At 62.5% G+C, this 17382-nt stretch carries 17 protein-coding genes; 6 read left to right on the top strand and 11 right to left on the bottom strand.

Features of this window, described 5'->3' with window-relative positions:
* Positions 1-7 precede the first annotated feature (7 nt).
* From B9A19_RS10290 to B9A19_RS10280, 3 genes are read right to left on the bottom strand one after another with little or no spacing between them, the layout of a single operon-like run.
* Entirely contained in the window at positions 8-928 is a 921-nt protein-coding gene (locus B9A19_RS10290) for a LysR substrate-binding domain-containing protein (RefSeq protein WP_084090710.1), read from the bottom strand.
* The gene (locus B9A19_RS10285) at positions 925-1446 is read right to left on the bottom strand and encodes a disulfide bond formation protein B (protein ID WP_084090709.1); all 522 of its coding nucleotides are present in this window, start codon (positions 1444-1446) and stop codon (positions 925-927) included. The genes B9A19_RS10290 and B9A19_RS10285 overlap by 4 nt, the downstream gene beginning before the upstream one ends.
* Positions 1447-1471: 25 nt before the next feature.
* Positions 1472-2671, bottom strand: a complete 1200-nt coding sequence (locus tag B9A19_RS10280; RefSeq protein WP_084090708.1) for a patatin-like phospholipase family protein — start codon at positions 2669-2671, stop codon at positions 1472-1474.
* A gap of 211 nt (positions 2672-2882) precedes the next feature.
* Here B9A19_RS10280 and guaB point away from each other — a divergent pair, with 211 nt between their 5' ends.
* The gene (gene guaB, locus B9A19_RS10275) at positions 2883-4349 is read left to right on the top strand and encodes an IMP dehydrogenase (protein WP_084090707.1); all 1467 of its coding nucleotides are present in this window, start codon (positions 2883-2885) and stop codon (positions 4347-4349) included.
* Positions 4350-4438: 89 nt separating this feature from the next.
* Here guaB and B9A19_RS10270 read toward each other — a convergent pair whose 3' ends face one another.
* The 4 genes from B9A19_RS10270 to B9A19_RS10255 all read right to left on the bottom strand — a co-directional run bounded on the left by B9A19_RS10270 (position 4439) and on the right by B9A19_RS10255 (position 7324).
* Entirely contained in the window at positions 4439-5281 is an 843-nt protein-coding gene (locus tag B9A19_RS10270) for an AraC family transcriptional regulator (RefSeq protein WP_084090706.1), read from the bottom strand.
* A 12-nt stretch (positions 5282-5293) separates the two neighbouring features.
* The gene (locus B9A19_RS10265; protein WP_084090705.1) at positions 5294-5602 is read right to left on the bottom strand and encodes a putative quinol monooxygenase; all 309 of its coding nucleotides are present in this window, start codon (positions 5600-5602) and stop codon (positions 5294-5296) included.
* A 99-nt stretch (positions 5603-5701) separates the two neighbouring features.
* Entirely contained in the window at positions 5702-6631 is a 930-nt protein-coding gene (locus tag B9A19_RS22555) for a GNAT family N-acetyltransferase (protein WP_176216878.1), read from the bottom strand.
* Between the two features lie 78 nt (positions 6632-6709).
* Entirely contained in the window at positions 6710-7324 is a 615-nt protein-coding gene (locus B9A19_RS10255) for a DJ-1/PfpI family protein (protein ID WP_139798766.1), read from the bottom strand.
* A gap of 200 nt (positions 7325-7524) precedes the next feature.
* On the opposite strand from B9A19_RS10255, the gene B9A19_RS10250 reads away from it, so the two are divergent.
* A complete protein-coding gene (locus B9A19_RS10250; RefSeq protein ID WP_084090703.1) occupies positions 7525-8631 on the top strand; it encodes a hypothetical protein in 1107 nt (368 codons plus the stop codon).
* Positions 8622-10211 (top strand): GGDEF domain-containing protein, encoded by a 1590-nt coding sequence (locus B9A19_RS10245; protein WP_084090702.1) that lies wholly within the window; start codon positions 8622-8624, stop codon positions 10209-10211. Before B9A19_RS10250 ends, B9A19_RS10245 begins: the two co-directional genes overlap by 10 nt.
* Positions 10212-10246: 35 nt before the next feature.
* Here B9A19_RS10245 and B9A19_RS10240 read toward each other — a convergent pair whose 3' ends face one another.
* A complete protein-coding gene (locus B9A19_RS10240; protein WP_084090701.1) occupies positions 10247-11428 on the bottom strand; it encodes a GGDEF domain-containing protein in 1182 nt (393 codons plus the stop codon).
* Positions 11429-11905: 477 nt separating this feature from the next.
* Between B9A19_RS10240 and B9A19_RS10235 the strand changes: the two genes are divergently transcribed.
* From B9A19_RS10235 to B9A19_RS10225, 3 genes are all read left to right on the top strand, one after another.
* The gene (locus B9A19_RS10235; RefSeq protein WP_084090700.1) at positions 11906-12271 is read left to right on the top strand and encodes a VOC family protein; all 366 of its coding nucleotides are present in this window, start codon (positions 11906-11908) and stop codon (positions 12269-12271) included.
* Between the two features lie 8 nt (positions 12272-12279).
* Positions 12280-12780 (top strand): GNAT family N-acetyltransferase, encoded by a 501-nt coding sequence (locus B9A19_RS10230; protein WP_084090699.1) that lies wholly within the window; start codon positions 12280-12282, stop codon positions 12778-12780.
* A gap of 74 nt (positions 12781-12854) precedes the next feature.
* Positions 12855-13265, top strand: coding sequence for a styrene oxide isomerase (locus B9A19_RS10225; protein WP_084090698.1), 411 nt, complete (start codon positions 12855-12857; stop codon positions 13263-13265).
* A 12-nt stretch (positions 13266-13277) separates the two neighbouring features.
* Here the strand turns inward: B9A19_RS10225 and kdpE are convergent, their stop codons facing one another.
* The 3 genes from kdpE to kdpC all read right to left on the bottom strand — a co-directional run bounded on the left by kdpE (position 13278) and on the right by kdpC (position 17333).
* Complete coding sequence (gene kdpE, locus B9A19_RS10220; protein WP_084090697.1) at positions 13278-13973, bottom strand: two-component system response regulator KdpE; 696 nt, start codon at positions 13971-13973, stop codon at positions 13278-13280.
* Positions 13974-13975: 2 nt separating this feature from the next.
* A complete protein-coding gene (locus B9A19_RS10215; protein ID WP_084090730.1) occupies positions 13976-16678 on the bottom strand; it encodes a DUF4118 domain-containing protein in 2703 nt (900 codons plus the stop codon).
* Between the two features lie 82 nt (positions 16679-16760).
* A complete protein-coding gene (gene kdpC / locus B9A19_RS10210; protein WP_084090696.1) occupies positions 16761-17333 on the bottom strand; it encodes a potassium-transporting ATPase subunit KdpC in 573 nt (190 codons plus the stop codon).
* Positions 17334-17382: the final 49 nt, after the last annotated feature.

Genomic DNA, 17382 nt, shown 5'->3' with positions numbered 1-17382 from the left:
GATTGGATCAGTGCAGGAACGTAACGCCGGCCAGGCCGGAGTTGAGCACCGCAGTACGCACGGCCTCGATGGCTGCCGTACGCGGGAAATTCTTGCGCCAGGCCAGAATCACCCGCCGCGTCGGCGTTTCGCCCGAGAAGGGCTTGATGGTCAACAGCGCATCGTCAGCTGGTGTCACCGACGTTACCGGCAATACGGTCACGCCGATGCCGCCCGCCACCATGTGGCGGATGGTGGTCAGCGAGCTGCCCTGCAAGGTGCGCTGCAGGCTGCCGGCCGGCAGGCTTTCACGATTCAGGTCCGGGCAGGTTTGCAAAACATGGTCGCGGAAGCAGTTGCCCGGCGACAGCAGCAGCACGTTTTCCTCGGCCAGCTGGCTGGAATCAATGGCAGGCAACGCCTCCCACGGGTGGCCCTTGGGCGTGGCGACGACAAAGGGCTCGTCGTAGAGCTGCATGGTGCTGACGCCGCCTTCAAAGAAAGGCTCGGCCACGATGGCGGCGTCAATCTCGCCCTGTTTGAGCATTTCAGCCAGGCGACCAGTGTAGTTTTCTTCCAGCAGCAACTGCATTTGCGGTGCGACCTCGCGCAGCGCCGGAATCAGGCAAGGCAGCAAATAGGGGCTGATGGTGTAGATGATGCCGAGGCGCAGCGGCCCGGCCAGCGGGTCTTTGCCCTGCTCGGCCAGTTGCTTGACCACCTGCACTTCTTCCAGCACGCGCTGCGCCTGCTCCACCACACGCTCGCCGGTTGAGGTCAGCGATACATCACCAGCCGAGCGCTCGAACAGGGTCACGCCCAGTTCGTCCTCCAGCTTTTTCACTGCCACCGACAGCGTGGGCTGCGATACAAAGCAACTGGCAGCCGCGCGGCCGAAATGGCGCTCGCGCGCCACGGCTACGATATAGCGCAGCTCGGTCAGCGTCATCGCCACCACCCGCGCTGCAGTTCACGCGCACGCAGACGGCACAGCAGCATGGCCGCGCCAAACAGGCCCAGGCAGGCCACCACCACCCATACCGGCATGGAAAGGCCGAATACGGTCAGGTCGATGTTGCTGCAGTCACCCACAGGGCGGAACAGGCCGGAGAACCACGCAGGCCACTTCGGATCGTTGAAATCAATCGGGAAAGGCAGGCTGGGCGCACAGCTTACTGTCGGGTCTTTCGGGCCATATTGCAGCATCACGTGTTTGGCTGCGGCAAAGGCGCCACCCAGCGAAGCAATGCTCGCCAGCGCGCCAATCACATAAACACCACCACGCGTTTTGGGCGCCCACAGCACCGCCAGCAAGGCGACAAAACCGTAGCTGATGACGGCCATGCGCTGATAGATACACATCAGGCAAGGCATCAGAAAGTTGTAATACTGTTCATACAGTGCGAAGCCGATCATGCCCGCACAAGACAACGCCAAGACCAGAAAACCCAAACGCCAACGCAACATGACTCCACCCTATCGATTGTTTTTTTCAATCGACGGCAATTGTAGCAGCCTCATCGCCTGCTGGGCGGGCCTGTGGACTTAATCCCAAAAAAGTCTCCAGCGCTTGACGTTGCGCCATCGCATCCTTGTAACCGAGCTGGATCAGCGCGCGCGTGTATTCACCGTGGAACATCAGATAGCTGGCCACCACCGAGCCTTGGCGGCGAAAAGCACCCAGGCCCGACAGCAAAAAGCGCAACCCCGGCGGAAAAGTGGACTTGTGCGGAATCGACAGCCGCTCCAGCGGTTGCGACGGCGCAATCGACAACACCTCGATAGGTTGCAGCTCCAGCTGGCTGGCCCCATCGTTTGGCAACTTCGACAAGGTGCGATTGATGCGCGTCAGCCGTTCCAGATCGGTTTCCAGGCTGTCGAGGAACACGCTGTTCATCAAATGGCCGGCCACCTGGGCCAGCGAGGGATAGGCGTCGGTCCGCTGCCGGTTGGCCCCGTGTTCATCCTGCGGCGCCACCCCGACCACCAGCAGCTTGCGCGCGCCCAGATGGATGGCCGGGCTGATCGGCGCAATCTGTCGCACCGAACCGTCACCGAAATACTCGCGGCGAATGTGCACGGCTGGAAACACCAGCGGGATGGCGCTGGATGCCATCAGATGATCCATCTCGATCTCTACCGGCACGCCGATGCGTTTGGCCCTGCGCCAGCCGTCGAGCGCGGGATCGCCCTGGAAGAAGCTGACCGACTCCCCCGAGGTATAGCCCGATGCGGTGATCGACAACGCCACCAGGCTCCCCTGCTCAACACTCTGGCCTATGCCGGCCAGATCGATCATCTCGCCCAAGAGCTCGCGCAGCGGCGCGTTGTCCAGAAAGCTGCGCGGGTTGTAGCGCCCCATGCCACCGATCAGCAATGACAGCACCCAGTGCCCGGCACGACCGAACAGTTGCAACAAACCGGCGCGGTAGACGCGGTCTGGCGTCAGCGCCCCCCAGGCATGCACCAGCTTGAACACGCTGCGCTTGAAATCTGTGGCCCCCGCTGCCAGTGCAGCGGCATTGATGGCGCCGGCTGAAGTGCCGCAAATGATGGGGAAGGGATTCACCCCACGACGTGGCAGCAAGCGCGCCACCGCCAGCAACACCCCTACCTGATACGCAGCCCGTGCACCGCCACCGGACAGGATCAAACCGACCGGTGCTTGCTTGTGCTGGACATTGTCGGCCATCTCGCTGCCCTGAAAACTTACTTGTCATGCTTTGAAAGTAGTTTTTCTTACAGCCGGGCGCAATCATGCGCCGCAACATCGTTGCATTCCGCGCAGGCAGGCACCTGTTGCCGGTGCTGCTACACCGGGTTTTGCCGACGGCTTGCAGGGGCGTAGCTCAGCGTGGCGGTTTTCGGTATAATCGATTTTTGCCGCCTAAGGATTGCGCCCCATGCGTATCGTTCAGAAAGCCCTGACCTTCGACGACGTCCTGCTCGTTCCCGCTCATTCGACCGTACTGCCGCGCGACGTTTCGCTCGCCACCCAGCTGACCCGCAATATCCGCATCAATCTGCCGCTGCTGTCCGCCGCAATGGACACGGTGACCGAGGCGCGTCTGGCGATTGCACTGGCGCAGGAAGGCGGTATCGGCATCGTGCACAAGAACATCCCGGCAAAGATGCAGGCGCAGGAAGTCGCCAAGGTCAAGCGCTACGAATCGGGCATCGTGAAAGACCCGATTACCGTGCGTCCGGACCTGCTGGTGCGTGACGTGATTGCCATCACCCGCCAGCATCGCATCTCCGGCCTGCCGGTTATCGATGCCGCCGGCCAGGTGGTCGGCATTGTCACCAACCGTGACCTGCGTTTCGAAACCCGCCTCGACGTGCCGGTTTCGACCATCATGACGCCCAAGGACAAGCTGATCACCGTGCGCGAAGGCGCCAGCATCGACGAAGCCCGCGAACTGATGCACGCACATCGCCTGGAGCGTGTGCTGGTGGTCGACGAGTCGTTCAAGCTCAAGGGCCTGATCACCGTCAAGGACATCATCAAGAATACCGAACACCCGAACGCCGCCAAGGATTCCGCAGGCCGCCTGCTGGTTGGCGCCGCCGTCGGCACCGGTGGAGATACCGAAGAGCGCGTGGCGCTGCTGGTGGAAGCCGGCGTGGACGTACTGGTGGTCGATACCGCCCACGGCCACAGCCAGGGCGTGCTGGACCGCGTGCGCTGGGTGAAGCAGACCTTCCCGCAAGTGCAGGTCATCGGTGGCAACATCGCCACCGCCGCTGCCGCACTGGCGCTGGTGGAAGCCGGCGCTGACGGTGTCAAGGTCGGCATCGGCCCCGGTTCGATCTGCACCACGCGTATCGTTGCCGGCGTGGGTGTGCCGCAAATCTCGGCGGTTTCCAACGTGGCTGAAGCACTGGCCGGTACCGGCGTACCACTGATTGCCGACGGCGGCATCCGCTTCTCGGGCGATATCTCCAAGGCACTGGCTGCCGGCGCGCATTGCGTGATGCTGGGCGGCCTGTTCGCCGGCACCGAAGAAGCCCCCGGCGAAGTCGAGCTGTACCAGGGCCGCTCGTACAAGAGCTACCGTGGCATGGGCTCGCTGGGCGCGATGCAGCAAGGCTCGTCCGACCGCTACTTCCAGGAAGAAAACACCGCCAACGTCGAAAAGCTGGTGCCGGAAGGCATTGAAGGCCGCGTACCGTACAAGGGCCCGCTGACTGCCATCGTGCACCAGCTGGTCGGCGGTATCCGCTCTTCCATGGGTTATGTGGGCTGCGCCAGCATCGCCGACATGCACCAGAAGGCCGAGTTCGTGCAGATCACTGCTGCCGGCATCCGCGAATCGCACGTACATGACGTGCAGATCACCAAGGAAGCACCGAACTACCGCATGGAGTAATCGATACTCCGGCGTGTTCAGAACCCCGCACTCCTGCACGGATGCGGGGTTTTTTATTGCGCTTGTGATTCAGCCCGGGACGGGCAGCATCAGCGCTCCCGCCCGGGACGGGCATAGAATGTCACCCTGCCACGCATCTGGCGGCGCACCCGCTCTGGCGTGCTGGCAAGCAGCGCCCGGAAAGACCGTGTCAGATGCGCCTGATCGGCATAGCCGCTCGCAGCTGCGACCTGCACCAGCGGCAGGGCTGGCTCAAGGCACAGCAGCCGTGCCGCCCGCTGAAAACGCGCCAGCAGTCTGAACTGCACCGGGCTGATGCCCTCCTGCGCCATGAATCGCCGTGCGAGCTGCCGCCCTGACATGCCAAGTTGCCGTGCCAGTGCCTCCACGCCCGGAGCTTGGTAGTACAGATGTTGTACGCCCAGCGCAATGTCCATGTCGAAATGCGGGGATGACTGCAGACATTGCAGCAACAAGCCCTCCAGCAGCACGATGCGCGCCTGTCTGCCTGCACAGGCGTGCAGCTGATCCAGCAGCTTGTCGGCGGACAGTCCACCCAGACTGGTCAGGCACTGTGGCGTGTCGATCAATTCACCCACCGGCAGGCCAAGCAGCCGCGCGGCCATGCCGGCCTTGAAACGAACTGCGATGAAATCGAGATCGGCCGCTGGCGCCAGAGCTAGCGACTGCGTTCGCAATGCCAGCAAGGTGAGCGCAGGCAGCGGGCTTGGCCGACCGTGGCCATCGCAGGCCAGAAACGGCGTGCCCAGCTGCAGAAACAGCTCGGCACCCGTGCCGGGCAACAAGCAGGGCAAGACCACGGCCTGCTGCGATGACATGCCCCAGATGCAGTCAACAAATGGTGTCAGCAGTGGTGATACGGCATGCCGCCAGATCGGGGCGGCCGTGCCGGCGCAACGCTCACGCTCCATCCGTGTCCTCCGTCAATCATCCGCGCAAAAGTGCCCGGCCAGCAATCCGGCCTGCACGATGCGGGGCGGATGCTGCAACAGCAGCTCGAATTTTTGCAGCACCGCCTGAATCGGCGCCGAGTGCAGATGCAGCTCGCAGTCTGCCTTGCTGCGGTAGCGCTCATACACCACAAACTCGTCCGGACTATCTTCCCGGCAGAAAATGGCAAAGTCCAGATTGCCGGGCTCGGCGCGGGCTGCTTGCCGGCAGGTATCCAGCAGGCTCCGCACCTCCGCGATGGCATGGGGACGGGCTTTCAATTCGGCGTGCAGCAAATACATGGCTTGCCCCTTTGGCAAATGATCGAGCTCCCATGCTGAAGCGTTGGCAGGCGCATGTATTGAACAAATCCGACATTTCGCCAAAGGCGAAATCCGTCACTACCGGGGCAATTGCAAGCTGCAAATGATTTCCTGCGGCGTTTCCCGCAGGGGCACGAAGCCAAATGAAGCATACAAGCGAGCTGCGGACAGGTTTTCGGGCCGGTGCCCCAACAGGATGCGCCTGCAGGCGCGCTGTGCCGAGAAATACGCCAACAAAGCCTGCATGCCGGCTCGTCCGAAACCCTGTCCCTGGTGAGGGGCGTCAATCACGAATGCGAGCAGCCAGTGCTCGCCATCCTCGGGATCCACGCCCGTCACGGCAAAACCAATCAACTGTGCGTCCACGGACAAGCCATGCAAACGAAAACTCGGCTCAAAACGTGATTCGGCAATCCATCCCAGCACGCTGCAGGGGAAAAGTGCCTGCTGAGCCGCGGTTACCGACAACGCAGCACATTGCTGCCAATTGTCACGATTTACGTCGACCAGCTCAAGCGGGCTTGTCACTTTGTCTGGCAATGCAGCAGAACTCACTGTGAAATACTCCAGCACCTCGTCACCGTCCACCAGCTCGCCTGTCGGACGCCAGCCACAATGGCGATAGAAACCATAGGCCCGCCCCGAGGGAGATCGATTTGCCGTCAACCAGATACGCGGGCACCCGCAGGACACAAGCCAGGAGACAACCTCCGTCAGTAGCCGCTTGCCAATGCCACGCCCCTCGTATTCTGGCAGCACGGCCAGTACCAGCATCTCTCCTGAATCACGGTCACCACTGGCAAAACCGACGATCTGACCAGCCATTTCACACAGCCAGCCCTGAACCTGGCCATTGAGCATGGCGGCAGCCGAACTGGCTGGCGTAATACCCAGGGTAGCGAGGTATTCAATGTCAAGCGCGTTTTCTCGAGTACGGGCCCTGATTTCGAACAATGCCGGCAAATCAGCCGGCCGGGTACGTCGGATTGAAGAAGTCAAAATGTGCATCCCTTGCATCGGTTGTGATCGGATTCTCTCGTTGCAGGGGCGCAGGTCGGGCGCCCGGTAATCCCCCCCCCGGAGGGATTACAGTGCTTCCAGCGCCTGGCGCACTGCCTTGCCAAATTCGCCGGATGCTGCCGGGCCATTGCCGGTGATCAGGCGCCCGTCGATTTCTACCCGGTTACCGGTGTAGCTGGCCTGGCCTTTTTTCAGCTCGGACAGGATGTCGCTGCTGTAAAAGGCGGTGGCTTTGCGTTGCTGCAGCAATCCGGCGCGTGCCAGCACCACCGGGGCGGCGCAAATGGCCGCGACCAGCTTGTGCTGGTTGTAGCCTGCGTTGACGAGTTGCTGCAGCTTGGCATGCCCCCACAGGTCGCCGGCGGCGCCCTCTCCGCCAATCAGCACGATGGCATCGTAGTCATCCGCACGGGCATCGTCGATCAACAGGTCGGGCAGGATGGTCTGTGCGCTGTACGTTGTGGCCGGGCTCATCTTGACGCTGGCGACGTGGACGATGGCGCCAGCCTGCTCCAGTTGCTGCCGTGGCTCGTTGTACTCGACTTCAGCCACCTTGTAAGACGCCACCACCATCAACACCTTGGGGTGGTCCTTGGCAACAGCGCTGGCAGAGCCGGCAATCAGCACGCTGCCCAGCAGCAGGGCTTGAATCAGGGCAAGGGAATGGGTGATACGCATCATGAACTCCGGATGGTGGTTGGAGCCCACATCCTGGATCAGGCCGGATACGGGCGGCAGTACCAAGCGGCAAGCAAAAGGTGCGTAATGACAAATCTTTGCCCTTGCCCCCCGCAGGCCGGCCACCTGTCTCGTCCGGCCTGCCCCTACCCGGAACGGCAATCTATATTGATAGCAGAACCCAATCCCGGAGCGACTCGGCAATGGCGAACACCGCTGATCTCCTTGCCCAGGCGGGGCAGTTGCTGAAAACGCAGGCGCGATCCGCACGGCCTGTCGTTCGCCTGGCGTTGCGATCAGCGCGGCAGCAGCATGACGATGTGGACGAATTGCAGGCGCTCCTGCTCAGTGCGCGTGTGGAGTGGGCTGCCAATGGCCATGGTGCAATGCGCCGCCATGCGCTCAGGGCACATACCCTGGCAGACAGGCTGGGTGCGGCAGCGCAGTGCGCCGAAGCCAGGCAGCTGGCTGCAACCGCGTGCCAGGAGCTGGGCGACTTCAGCACGGCTGTCGATCTGTGGCTGGCCAATCTCGATCTGGCCACCGAGGCAGCGCTGCCTGCCTATGTCGTCGATGCCTATCTGGGCATAGGCAACGTTTTTCTGGTGGAAAACGATCTGCCACGCGCCCGTGATGCACACCGTTTTGCCTATGACGTCGCCTGCCAGGCCGGCGAACCGGTGCAGATCATCAAAAGCGGCCTGTATCTGGCCAATGACCTGACCCGCCTGGCACCGGGGCAGGTTGTCCTGCAGCTGTTGGCCGACATCAAGCATTTGATGAACGGCTCGATGGAGCCGTTGTGGTGGGTGGACTTTGAAAATGCGCGCGCCGCAAACCTGATGGCGATTGCCGCCGAACAGGAGGCCACCAGCGCATTGGCGGTCGCCACGCAGCGTGCGCGCGACGGCCATTACCTGTGGGGGCTGACCCAGGCGCTCTATCACCAGGCCACGCTGGCCATGTCCCAGGGCAAGCCGGCGGCAGCCATCGCGTCGCTGCAGGAAAGCATCGTGCTCAGCGACAAATCGGGCATGTTCCTGCCTACCCATTTTTCCGAGCGGCTGGCGCAATTGCTTGAGCAACAGGGGGACATCCACGGTGCGCTCGCGACCTACGAGCGTTATCACCTGCAGCGCGTGCACCAGCTGGAAGACCGGCATCGGCGGGCTCATTTGATGGGCAGCGTCAAGGCCGAGGTAGTCGAACTCAAAATGGAAGTCCACGCCTTGCGCGCGCAAAACCGTCAATTGCAACAAACGCTGGCGCAGCTGCAAGCCGGGCAGCCACAAGGTGCAGCATGCCGTTGAACCAGCTCTACGCCCGACTCGACACCGAGGCCCGCACTGTCCAGCAAGAAGCAGAGCAACTGGCCCGCACAGCCCGTGACGCCGGCCAGGTCAAGGAACGGCTGGAGGCCGAGCTGCTGGTCGCCATCGCCATCGGCCGCCAGGGGCGGTTTGGTGCCGCACTGGCAGCACTGGACCCGATCATCAAGCAGGCACGGGCCGCCAAGCTGGATCAGGTGGTGCTGATCGCCCTTGATGAAGGTGGCGGGCATGCGCTGCAGCAGGCAGAGGCCATGCGGGCGCTCAATTACTGGGGAGATTGCCTGCAGCTCGCACTACTGCGGCACGATGCCCGCCATGCCATCCGTGCGCTGGTTGGCCTGGGCAAGGCATTTTTCAGCATCAACGACTACTCCACGGCCAAGCGCTACCATTATCGGGCGCTGGAACTGGCGCAACCCTCGCAATCCCCCGCCAGCCTGGCGCAGATTTATGTCTGCCTGGCTGCAGACCTGCTGCATCTGAATGACCCCACCACGGCAGAAGTGGTGCTGCGGGTAGGCGAAGAGCACGTGATGCGGCACGACAGCCGGCACTGGCAGATCGAATACCTGCTGCATTTGGGCACCGCCCTGCTGCAAAGCGGTGACGTAGTGGCCAGCGAGCAATACCTGCAGCGGGCCGAAGAGGCCGCGCTGGTGCTGGGTTACGGCTGGGCAGCGGCCCAGGCCGCCCTGCAGCGCGGCGAGCTGGACATGCAGCGCGGCGAGTCCGATGCATGCCTGACGCATTTCAGCCGGGCCATTGCCCACGCCGAGCAGATCGACTCGCAACTGCTGCTGGAGCGCATCCACCAGGCGGCCTATCGCTGCTACAAGCAAATGGACAGACCCCGGCAGGCGCTGGATCACCTGAAGGCCTTCCATCGCTGCTACGAGGCAAACCAGGCCAAATCCGACCGCTATCGGATCAGCGTGCTGGGGCTGCGCCGCCTCAAGCAGATGGATGCCCGGCTTGAGCTGGCACTGCGCGAATACGAAAGCGTCTTTCTGGAAGGCGCGCTGCGCCAGGAACAAGCGGCGCGCCATGCCCTGCTGACCGAAGCACAGACCGATGCACTGACCAGACTGGGCAACCGGCGTGCACTCGAGCAATCGCTCGACGAGCAGGAGCAACTGCAGCAAACACCCTACGCAATCATCCTGCTCGACCTTGATCACTTCAAGCACGTGAATGACCTGCACGGCCACCGGATGGGCGATCTCGTCCTGCAAACCCTGGCGCAGCTGCTGCGCGAATGCTGCCGCCAGGACCCGGAAAGGATTGCCCGCTATGGCGGGGAAGAATTCTGCCTGCTGCTACCCGGCGCCAGCCGACAGGCGGCAAACGCAATCGCCGAGCGCATCCACAAACGGGTGCACAGGCATGACTGGCACGCCATTGCACCCGCGCTGCAAGTAACGGTCAGCCAGGGGGTTGCTGCAGCGGAGCATTACATCCCGCCCCGCCAGCTTCTAGACTGGGCCGATCATGCCCTCTATTCAGCAAAACATGGTGGCCGCGACCGTATCCATACTTTTCAGGCTACCGCCCTGGACTGAAACAGGGCGGTGCCGCGCCACAACCAATACAGGCATCATGTCGTGACCGGCGGGCTGCTGGAGTCGGGCTCCGCGCCATGCAGGCAATAGCCGTTCTTGCCATGCCGCTTGATGTGATACATGGCGGTATCCGCATATTCCAGCAGCGCAGGCAACGAGGTGCCATGCAAGGGGTACAGGCTGATACCCATGCTTGCACCCAGCACATGCTCGCGACCATCAACGTTAATCGGCGTGGTCAGCACTTCCAGCAGTTTGTCCGCGATGCTGTGGACCTGATCCGGCTGATCCAGCTGGGTACAGATGGCCACAAATTCATCGCCCCCCAGGCGCGCGCAAATGTCGGTACTGCGGGTGGCACTCTTGAGCCGACTTGCCACCACTTTCAAGACCTCGTCACCCGCGTGATGGCCAGCTGTATCGTTGATTGGTTTGAAGTTATCCAGATCAATGTAAATGATGGCGACCAATTGATGCGGTCTGGTTGCAAGCAGCAGGGCCTGCTCGAACAGCGAGCGCATATAGCGCTGGTTACTCAACCCCGTCAGTGGATCAAGAAAAGCCATTTCGAGCGCCCTGGATTCGGCCTCGATGAGCCGTTGCTGAAATTGCTGCAATACTGTCGCCAGCAGGGACAAGTATTGCAACCCGACCAGAAAGGTCCCCAGCAGAAACCCTTGCACGGACCAAGCGGGCCAGAAGCCGATAATGATGAATCCTGTAGCCCAGTGCAGCACCAGCAATCCGCTGGCAAGTGAAGCAACCAGCAACAATCTGGATGGCAGTTCATGGCGTTGACGCCAAGTCATCCACGCCGCACAGGACAACATGCCGGCATTGAACATCGCCACACCAATACCGCGAACAGATGGCGAGAATCCGGCAAACCAAGCAACAAGCAGCCAGAATTCGACCATCAGCGTGGCCAGCACAAACCAGCGCAGCTTGAATGGCAGGTCGAAAAAGCGCACCAGCCCGATAACGAGGCACAGTTTCTCGAGAACGTTCAGGGTGGAGTACAGCATGGCGGTCTGTTGCGCATCGTGTTGGGGCAAGACCAGCAGGAAAGTCAGGCGAGCCAGCAAACCAAATGCCATGGCAGCGGCCCACCAGTTTGCACCCTGGTTGGTCCTCGGTATCCGGCTAACCCACCAGAACAGTACAAAAAAAACGAAATAGCAGGTCGAACCTATCGCATGGACGATGTGATGTGGCATTCCAGAACTTCCATTGATATGTCAGTCATTTGCAGCTGGGTACAATCGCAAGGGGCATGGTCATGCGTCGCTGTTCTCTGTTCTCAGGATAGTCCAGCCATTTTTGGAGCTGGTTATGCACCTGAACGCGTGATTTTCAAAGACCCGATTCGGACCTCTGAGGCGCGAAGCGAGGCCCCCTCGCGCAGGCAAGGGCATGAAATCAATCCGGGAGAGCCGCTGTTCAACCCCAAAAACCGGTGAGCACCCGGCTTTGCCGGGGTGCTTGATGCCGGTGTATCCACAAATGATGGCCCAGAGTGCATATAACTGGCTCTTGCTTGCCGGCCGTGGCCGTGCACCGCAAGCGTGGAATCCACTCATGCGGCATTTATCAAGGGCCCGTCATTCAGCACGCTTTGGCCACAACCCGCCAAGCCATTAACATCTCTTGCAACGGAGCAAGCCATGCTCCACTCAAACAGGATCAAGCGCCTCATGACCAATTTGCGCAGCGTGGAACTCAAGGCCTTTGTGCCAGCGCGTGATTTTGCCGCCAGCCTGGCGTTCTATCGCGCACTGGGTTTCGCCGTGAACTGGGAAGATGGCAATCTTGCTTACCTGCACCATGACCAGTGCAGCTTCTTGTTGCAGAATTTCTACGTGCGCGAGCTGGCCGAAAACCTGATGCTGCATCTGCTGGTCGAAGACGTGGACAGCTGGTGGAGCCAGCTGCAGGCAGATGGATTTTTCGATCGCCATCCGGTCGCACAAGGCCTGCAGGACCAGCCTTGGAGCATGCGCGACTTCGTGCTGCTCGACCCGTCCGGCGTGCTGTGGCGCATCGGACAGAATCTGGACTGATTCTCACCATGCATGACGACACCACGCTTCAGATCGGCTTTTACCAAGCGGACAGGCTCGAATCCACGGCAGACCTGCTGCTGGACATGAGCCGTCATTACAACGGCGCCAACGCATCCAGCCGCGAGACTGTGCACGCCAACCTGCGTGACAACATCCTCGGGGCTGACTCGGGCGTGCAGCTGGTGCTGGCCTGCAGCGCAGATCAAGTAGTCGGGTTGGCGTGCATTTCGCTGCTCTACCCCGCGCCCAAGGAAAGCGCACAGCTGTTCATGAAGGAGCTGTATGTGCATAGCGGCTGGCGCAATGCCGGCATCGGCGCGGCGTTGATGCGCTGGATCGCCGCTTATGCACAGCACAAGGGCTGCAGCCGTTTCGACTGGACGGTGGATGCCGACAATACCCGTGCGCTGGAATTTTATCGCCAACTGGGCGCCAGCCATGTCAGCGACAAGTTGTACTTCCGCTTTGGCGTCGATGCGCTGGCGGCCCTTGCCGGACAAGGCTGAGGGGCCAGCATTCCCGTTGCCAGGAGCGTGACAGGCTGGCAAGGTAGCCCGCTTTCGTTCCAACCCGGTTTCTGATGACCCCAGCTACCCATCAACTGGCGCTGCATGGCGCCGTCGTGTTACTCATCGGCCTGCTGTGCGGCGCACCCTACGCCCGTGCCATCAAGCGCGGCGCGCCCGCAGCGATACAACATGCCTGGCGGGTGGCGCATGCCAGTCTGCCCATTGGCGCCACCCTGATGTTTGCCGTTGCTGCGCTGTTGCCGCAGCTGCAAGTGACCGCCTGGCTGCAATGGGCAATCGTGCTCAGCCTCATCGTATCCGGCTACGCCTTTTGCGCTGCCTTGCCGCTGGGCGCCGCCACTGGTCACCGTGGCCTCGGCAACGGCAGGCCGTTGCTGGCCCGCCTTGTTTACGCCGGCAATCTGCTGGGCGCGGTCACCTCGCTGCTTGCGAGTGTGTTGCTGATCATCGTGCTGTTATGAACTCGCTGAGCATCACTCAGCCAGCAGACGATAACCCACGCCGGTCTCGGTAACGATGTAGCGCGGCAGCGCCGGTTCGTCCTCCAGCTTTTGCCGCAAGTGGCCCATGTAAACACGCAGATACTGACTGGATTCGGAGTGCGACGGCCCCCACACCTCGCGCAAGAGTTCGCGGTGCGTCAGCACCCGGCCGGCATGGCGAATCAAGGTCGTGAGCAAGCGATACTCGATCGGCGTCAGGTGCACGGCTTCGTCACCCTTGAACACCTGCCGCCCAGCCAGATCAACGTGCACATCGCCAAACGTAAACTCGCTCTGGGGGCTGGCCGACTGCCCGGCATGGCGACGCAGCAATACGCGCAGCCGCGCCATCAACTCGGCCACGCCAAAGGGCTTGGTCAGGTAGTCATCGGCACCGGCATCCAGCGCGGCCACCTTTTCCGCCTCCTGCGTGCGTGCCGACAGCACCAGGATGGGCAAAGTGCACCACTCGCGCAGGCGGGCAATCACGTCCACGCCATCAATATCCGGCAACCCCAGATCGAGGATGACCAGATCGGGCTTGCGCGTGGCCACGTCGATCAGACCCTGCTTGCCGGTTTCGGCCTCGTGCACGTGCATGCCTTCGGCCTCCAGCGTGGTGGAGAGAAAACGGCGAATCGGCTTGTCGTCCTCAATGACGATCACGGTAATGGGGGCGGTATCCATGCTCACAAATCTGGCAGCGCCGGCGGGTTGCCCGCCGGCAGGGTAAAGATGAATGCTGCGCCTGCGACACGGCCAGCGTGGTCGATATTCTGCGCCCAAATGCGTCCGCCATGCGCCTCGACGATGGTGCGGCAGATGGCAAGGCCCAGACCAACGCCGGGCGTGGCCGATTCGACCTCGCCACGGGCAAACTTGGCAAACAATTGTTCGGCGCGACCAGGCGGCAAGCCGGGGCCGTCGTCGCTGATGCAGACCTCGACCACTTCGCCGGTCTGCCGGGCTGCCACGCTGATGGTGCTGCCGGCGGGCGTGTATTTGCCGGCGTTCTCCAGCAGGTTGACCAGCACGCGCTCGATCAGCACCTGATCGAATTCCAGCATGGGCAAATCGGCCGGCAGGTGGATTTTGAGCTGGTGCGTACCCAGCACCTGCCGCAAGGCGCGTGCAGCACTGCCGACCACCTCATCCAGCAGTTGCCAGACCTTGTTGAGCTTCACGCCCGATTGCAGCCGCGCCATGTCCAGCAGGTTGACCACCAGCCGGTTCATGCGCTCGGCTTCCTGGCGGATGGCGGCAGTCAGTTCGCGTTGCTGCTCGCCCGCAACGTGGCCGCCGTCGAGCAGGCTGGTCAGCCCCAAGAGGCTGGTCAGCGGTGTACGCAGGTCATGTGATACCGCCGACAGCACGCCGTTGCGCAGCCGCTCGGCCTCCATCGCGACAATGGCATCCTGCGCCACTTCAACGTAGTGCACCCGCTCCAGCGACAGCGCGATCTGGCTGGCGCAGGTTTCCAGCAAGCGCTGCTGTTCGGGCAGGAATACCTGCTGCAATGCGTCGTTGCGTGGTGTCAGCGCCAGCACGCCGCGCACGCGCATCGGCGCACGCAGCGGCACGTAATGCGCCACATTGGCCGGCAAGGTATGCGTACCCAGGCCGGCTGGTTCTTGATGATCGAACACCCACTGCGCTACACCGAAATCGAAACCATCGCCCTCGCCCGCCGCCTGCAGCTTGTCCTTGCTGTCGGGCAGGAACACGCGCACCTCGGACTGGAACAAGCCTTCGAGCTGGCGCATGCCGATCTCGACCACCTGTGGGGCGGTGAGTGCGCCAGCCAGTTCACGGCCCAGCTCGTACAGCGCACGGGTGCGGCGCTCGCGGTAGGTGGCCACGGTGGCCTCGAAACGCAGCCGCGCGGTGAGCTGGCCGATAATCAAGGCCACGGCCAGCATCACCACGAAAGTCAGCAGGTATTGCGTGTCGGACACCGAAAACGAAAAACGCGGCGGCACAAAGAAGAAATCGAACGCCGCCACGCTCAGCACCGCCGCCAGCGCCCCGGCTCCCCGGCCAAAACGGATCGCCACAAGCGCTACCGCCAGCAGATAGAGCATGACCACGTTGGCCAGCTCCAGCACGTGGGTCAGCGTGGCAGCCACCACGGTAATCAGCGCGCAGGCAGCAATGGCCGCCAGAAAGCCATAGCGCTTGCGGCGTGGTGCTTCGCTGTCGAACAGCATGCTGCGCGCCTGGCCGCTGTGTTTGGCGCCGTCATCGTCCAAATCATGCGCAACCACATAGACATCGACATCGCGCGCCGTATGCGCCAGCCGTTCCGACAATGGCGCCTGCCACAGCCTTGATACCGCACCGCGCAGGGACTTGCCCACCACCAGCTTGGAGACATTGCGGCTCTGCGCATACGCCAACAAGGTTGCCGGCAGATCGGCACCGGCCAGCACGCTGGTTTCGGCGCCAAACTCCTGCGCCAGCTTGAGTGCCTTCAGCATGCGTGCGCGTTGCTCGTCGCCCAGCCGCTGCAGGCCGGGCGTTTCGACATACACGGCCAGCCAGTCGGCTTGCAGGCTGGCGGCCAGCCGCGCGCCGCTACGGATCAGCTTGTCGGCATTGCCATCGGAACCGACGCACACCAGCAAGCGCTCGCGCGCCTGCCAGACCGGGCGGATGGATTGATCGGCACGGTAAGCGCGCATCTGTGCATCGACGCGGTCTGCGGTGCGGCGCAGCGCCAGCTCACGCAGCGCCAGCAGATTGCCCTTGCGGAAGAAATGCTGGGCGGCGCGCTCGGCCTGCGCCGGCAGATACACCTTGCCGGCCTGCAGCCGCGCCAGCAGCTCGTCCGGCGGCAGATCAACCAGCGTCACTTCATCGGCAGCATCAAACACGCGGTCAGGTACGGTTTCACGCACCGCAATGCCGGTAATCTGGCCCACGATATCGTTCAGGCTTTCCAGATGCTGCACATTCAGCGTGGTGTAGACATCGATGCTGGCAGCCAGCAGCTCCTCGACATCCTGCCAGCGCTTGGGGTGGCGGCTGCCCGCCACGTTCGAGTGCGCATATTCGTCGATCAGGATCAGCGCCGGCTTGATGGCCAGCGCGGTATCCAGATCGAACTCGGGCAGAGTGTGCCCCTTGTATTCGATGCGACGCAGCGGCAGTTGCTGCAGGCCGGTCAGCATGGCCTCAGTCTCGGCGCGGCCATGCGTCTCGACCACGCCAGCCACCACGGTCACGCCCTCACGCACCTTGGCCTGTGCGGCGGACAGCATGGCATAGGTCTTGCCCACGCCCGCGCAGCCGCCAAAGAAGATCTTCAGCCGGCCGCGACAGGCACGCGCTTCGTCGCGCTGGATTTCCTCCAGCAACTGGTCGGGATCGGGGCGTTTTTCTGTTTCGCTCATGCTGCGATCATCGCTCATAGTCTGACGCCGGGCCAGTGCCCGGCGTATATCTCATTGCACGCTGACAGCGCGGTCAGCAGGCTCAGCGCTCGGCATCCAGCGCCATATTGAGTGCCAGCACATTCACGCGCGGCTCGCCCAGCAGCCCCCACTGGCGCCCCTCGGTATGCGCATCGATCAGCGCCTGCACACGCTCGATCTGCAGCTTGCGCGCCACTGCCACACGCTTGAGCTGGTAAGCAGCCGCTTCGGGGCTGATGTGCGGGTCCAGCCCGCTGGCCGAGGCGGTGATCAGATCAACCGGCACCGCTGCGGTATTGGCCGGATCAGCCGCCTTGAGCGCGGCCACGCGCGCCTTCACCGCGTCAGCCAGCGCCGGATTGGTCGGCCCCTGGTTGGAGCCGGACGAATTGGCGCCGTTATACGGCATCGGGCCGGTGGCCGACGGGCGACCCCAGAAATAGCGCGGCGAGCTGAAGTTCTGCCCGATCAGGCTGGAGCCGACTGCCTTGCCGTCGCGTTCAATCAGGCTGCCATTGGCTGCTTGCGGAAACGCGGCCTGCGCAATGCCGGTGACCAGCGCCGGGTACAGCACGCCGGTCAACAGCGTCAGTGCGCCAAACAGCACCAGTGCGGGGCGAAGATGGTTTTTCATGATGTGTATCCTCATTCGGTTTTCTTGTGGCCGGCCACCATGGGCCGGC

The sequence above is a fragment of the Andreprevotia lacus DSM 23236 genome (assembly GCF_900176275.1).
Lineage (GTDB): Bacteria > Pseudomonadota > Gammaproteobacteria > Burkholderiales > Chitinibacteraceae > Andreprevotia > Andreprevotia lacus.
The sequence above is the reverse complement of the archived record's forward strand: the minus strand, read 5'-3'. Positions and strand labels throughout refer to the sequence as shown.

What these genes read in the sequence shown, in the direction of transcription:
- B9A19_RS10225 (WP_084090698.1), top strand. Translation starts at nt 12,855, where the DNA reads ATGACCCCAGCTACCCATCAACTGGCGCTGCATGGCGCCGTCGTGTTA.
- B9A19_RS10230 (WP_084090699.1), top strand. Translation starts at nt 12,280, where the DNA reads ATGCATGACGACACCACGCTTCAGATCGGCTTTTACCAAGCGGACAGG.
- B9A19_RS10215 (WP_084090730.1), bottom strand. Translation starts at nt 16,678, where the DNA reads ATGAGCGAAACAGAAAAACGCCCCGATCCCGACCAGTTGCTGGAGGAA.
- B9A19_RS22555 (WP_176216878.1), bottom strand. Translation starts at nt 6,631, where the DNA reads ATGCACATTTTGACTTCTTCAATCCGACGTACCCGGCCGGCTGATTTG.
- kdpE (WP_084090697.1), bottom strand. Translation starts at nt 13,973, where the DNA reads ATGGATACCGCCCCCATTACCGTGATCGTCATTGAGGACGACAAGCCG.
- B9A19_RS10255 (WP_139798766.1), bottom strand. Translation starts at nt 7,324, where the DNA reads ATGATGCGTATCACCCATTCCCTTGCCCTGATTCAAGCCCTGCTGCTG.
- B9A19_RS10280 (WP_084090708.1), bottom strand. Translation starts at nt 2,671, where the DNA reads ATGGCCGACAATGTCCAGCACAAGCAAGCACCGGTCGGTTTGATCCTG.
- B9A19_RS10265 (WP_084090705.1), bottom strand. Translation starts at nt 5,602, where the DNA reads ATGTATTTGCTGCACGCCGAATTGAAAGCCCGTCCCCATGCCATCGCG.
- kdpC (WP_084090696.1), bottom strand. Translation starts at nt 17,333, where the DNA reads ATGAAAAACCATCTTCGCCCCGCACTGGTGCTGTTTGGCGCACTGACG.
- B9A19_RS10235 (WP_084090700.1), top strand. Translation starts at nt 11,906, where the DNA reads ATGACCAATTTGCGCAGCGTGGAACTCAAGGCCTTTGTGCCAGCGCGT.
- B9A19_RS10285 (WP_084090709.1), bottom strand. Translation starts at nt 1,446, where the DNA reads ATGTTGCGTTGGCGTTTGGGTTTTCTGGTCTTGGCGTTGTCTTGTGCG.
- guaB (WP_084090707.1), top strand. Translation starts at nt 2,883, where the DNA reads ATGCGTATCGTTCAGAAAGCCCTGACCTTCGACGACGTCCTGCTCGTT.
- B9A19_RS10270 (WP_084090706.1), bottom strand. Translation starts at nt 5,281, where the DNA reads ATGGAGCGTGAGCGTTGCGCCGGCACGGCCGCCCCGATCTGGCGGCAT.
- B9A19_RS10240 (WP_084090701.1), bottom strand. Translation starts at nt 11,428, where the DNA reads ATGCCACATCACATCGTCCATGCGATAGGTTCGACCTGCTATTTCGTT.
- B9A19_RS10250 (WP_084090703.1), top strand. Translation starts at nt 7,525, where the DNA reads ATGGCGAACACCGCTGATCTCCTTGCCCAGGCGGGGCAGTTGCTGAAA.
- B9A19_RS10245 (WP_084090702.1), top strand. Translation starts at nt 8,622, where the DNA reads ATGCCGTTGAACCAGCTCTACGCCCGACTCGACACCGAGGCCCGCACT.
- B9A19_RS10290 (WP_084090710.1), bottom strand. Translation starts at nt 928, where the DNA reads ATGACGCTGACCGAGCTGCGCTATATCGTAGCCGTGGCGCGCGAGCGC.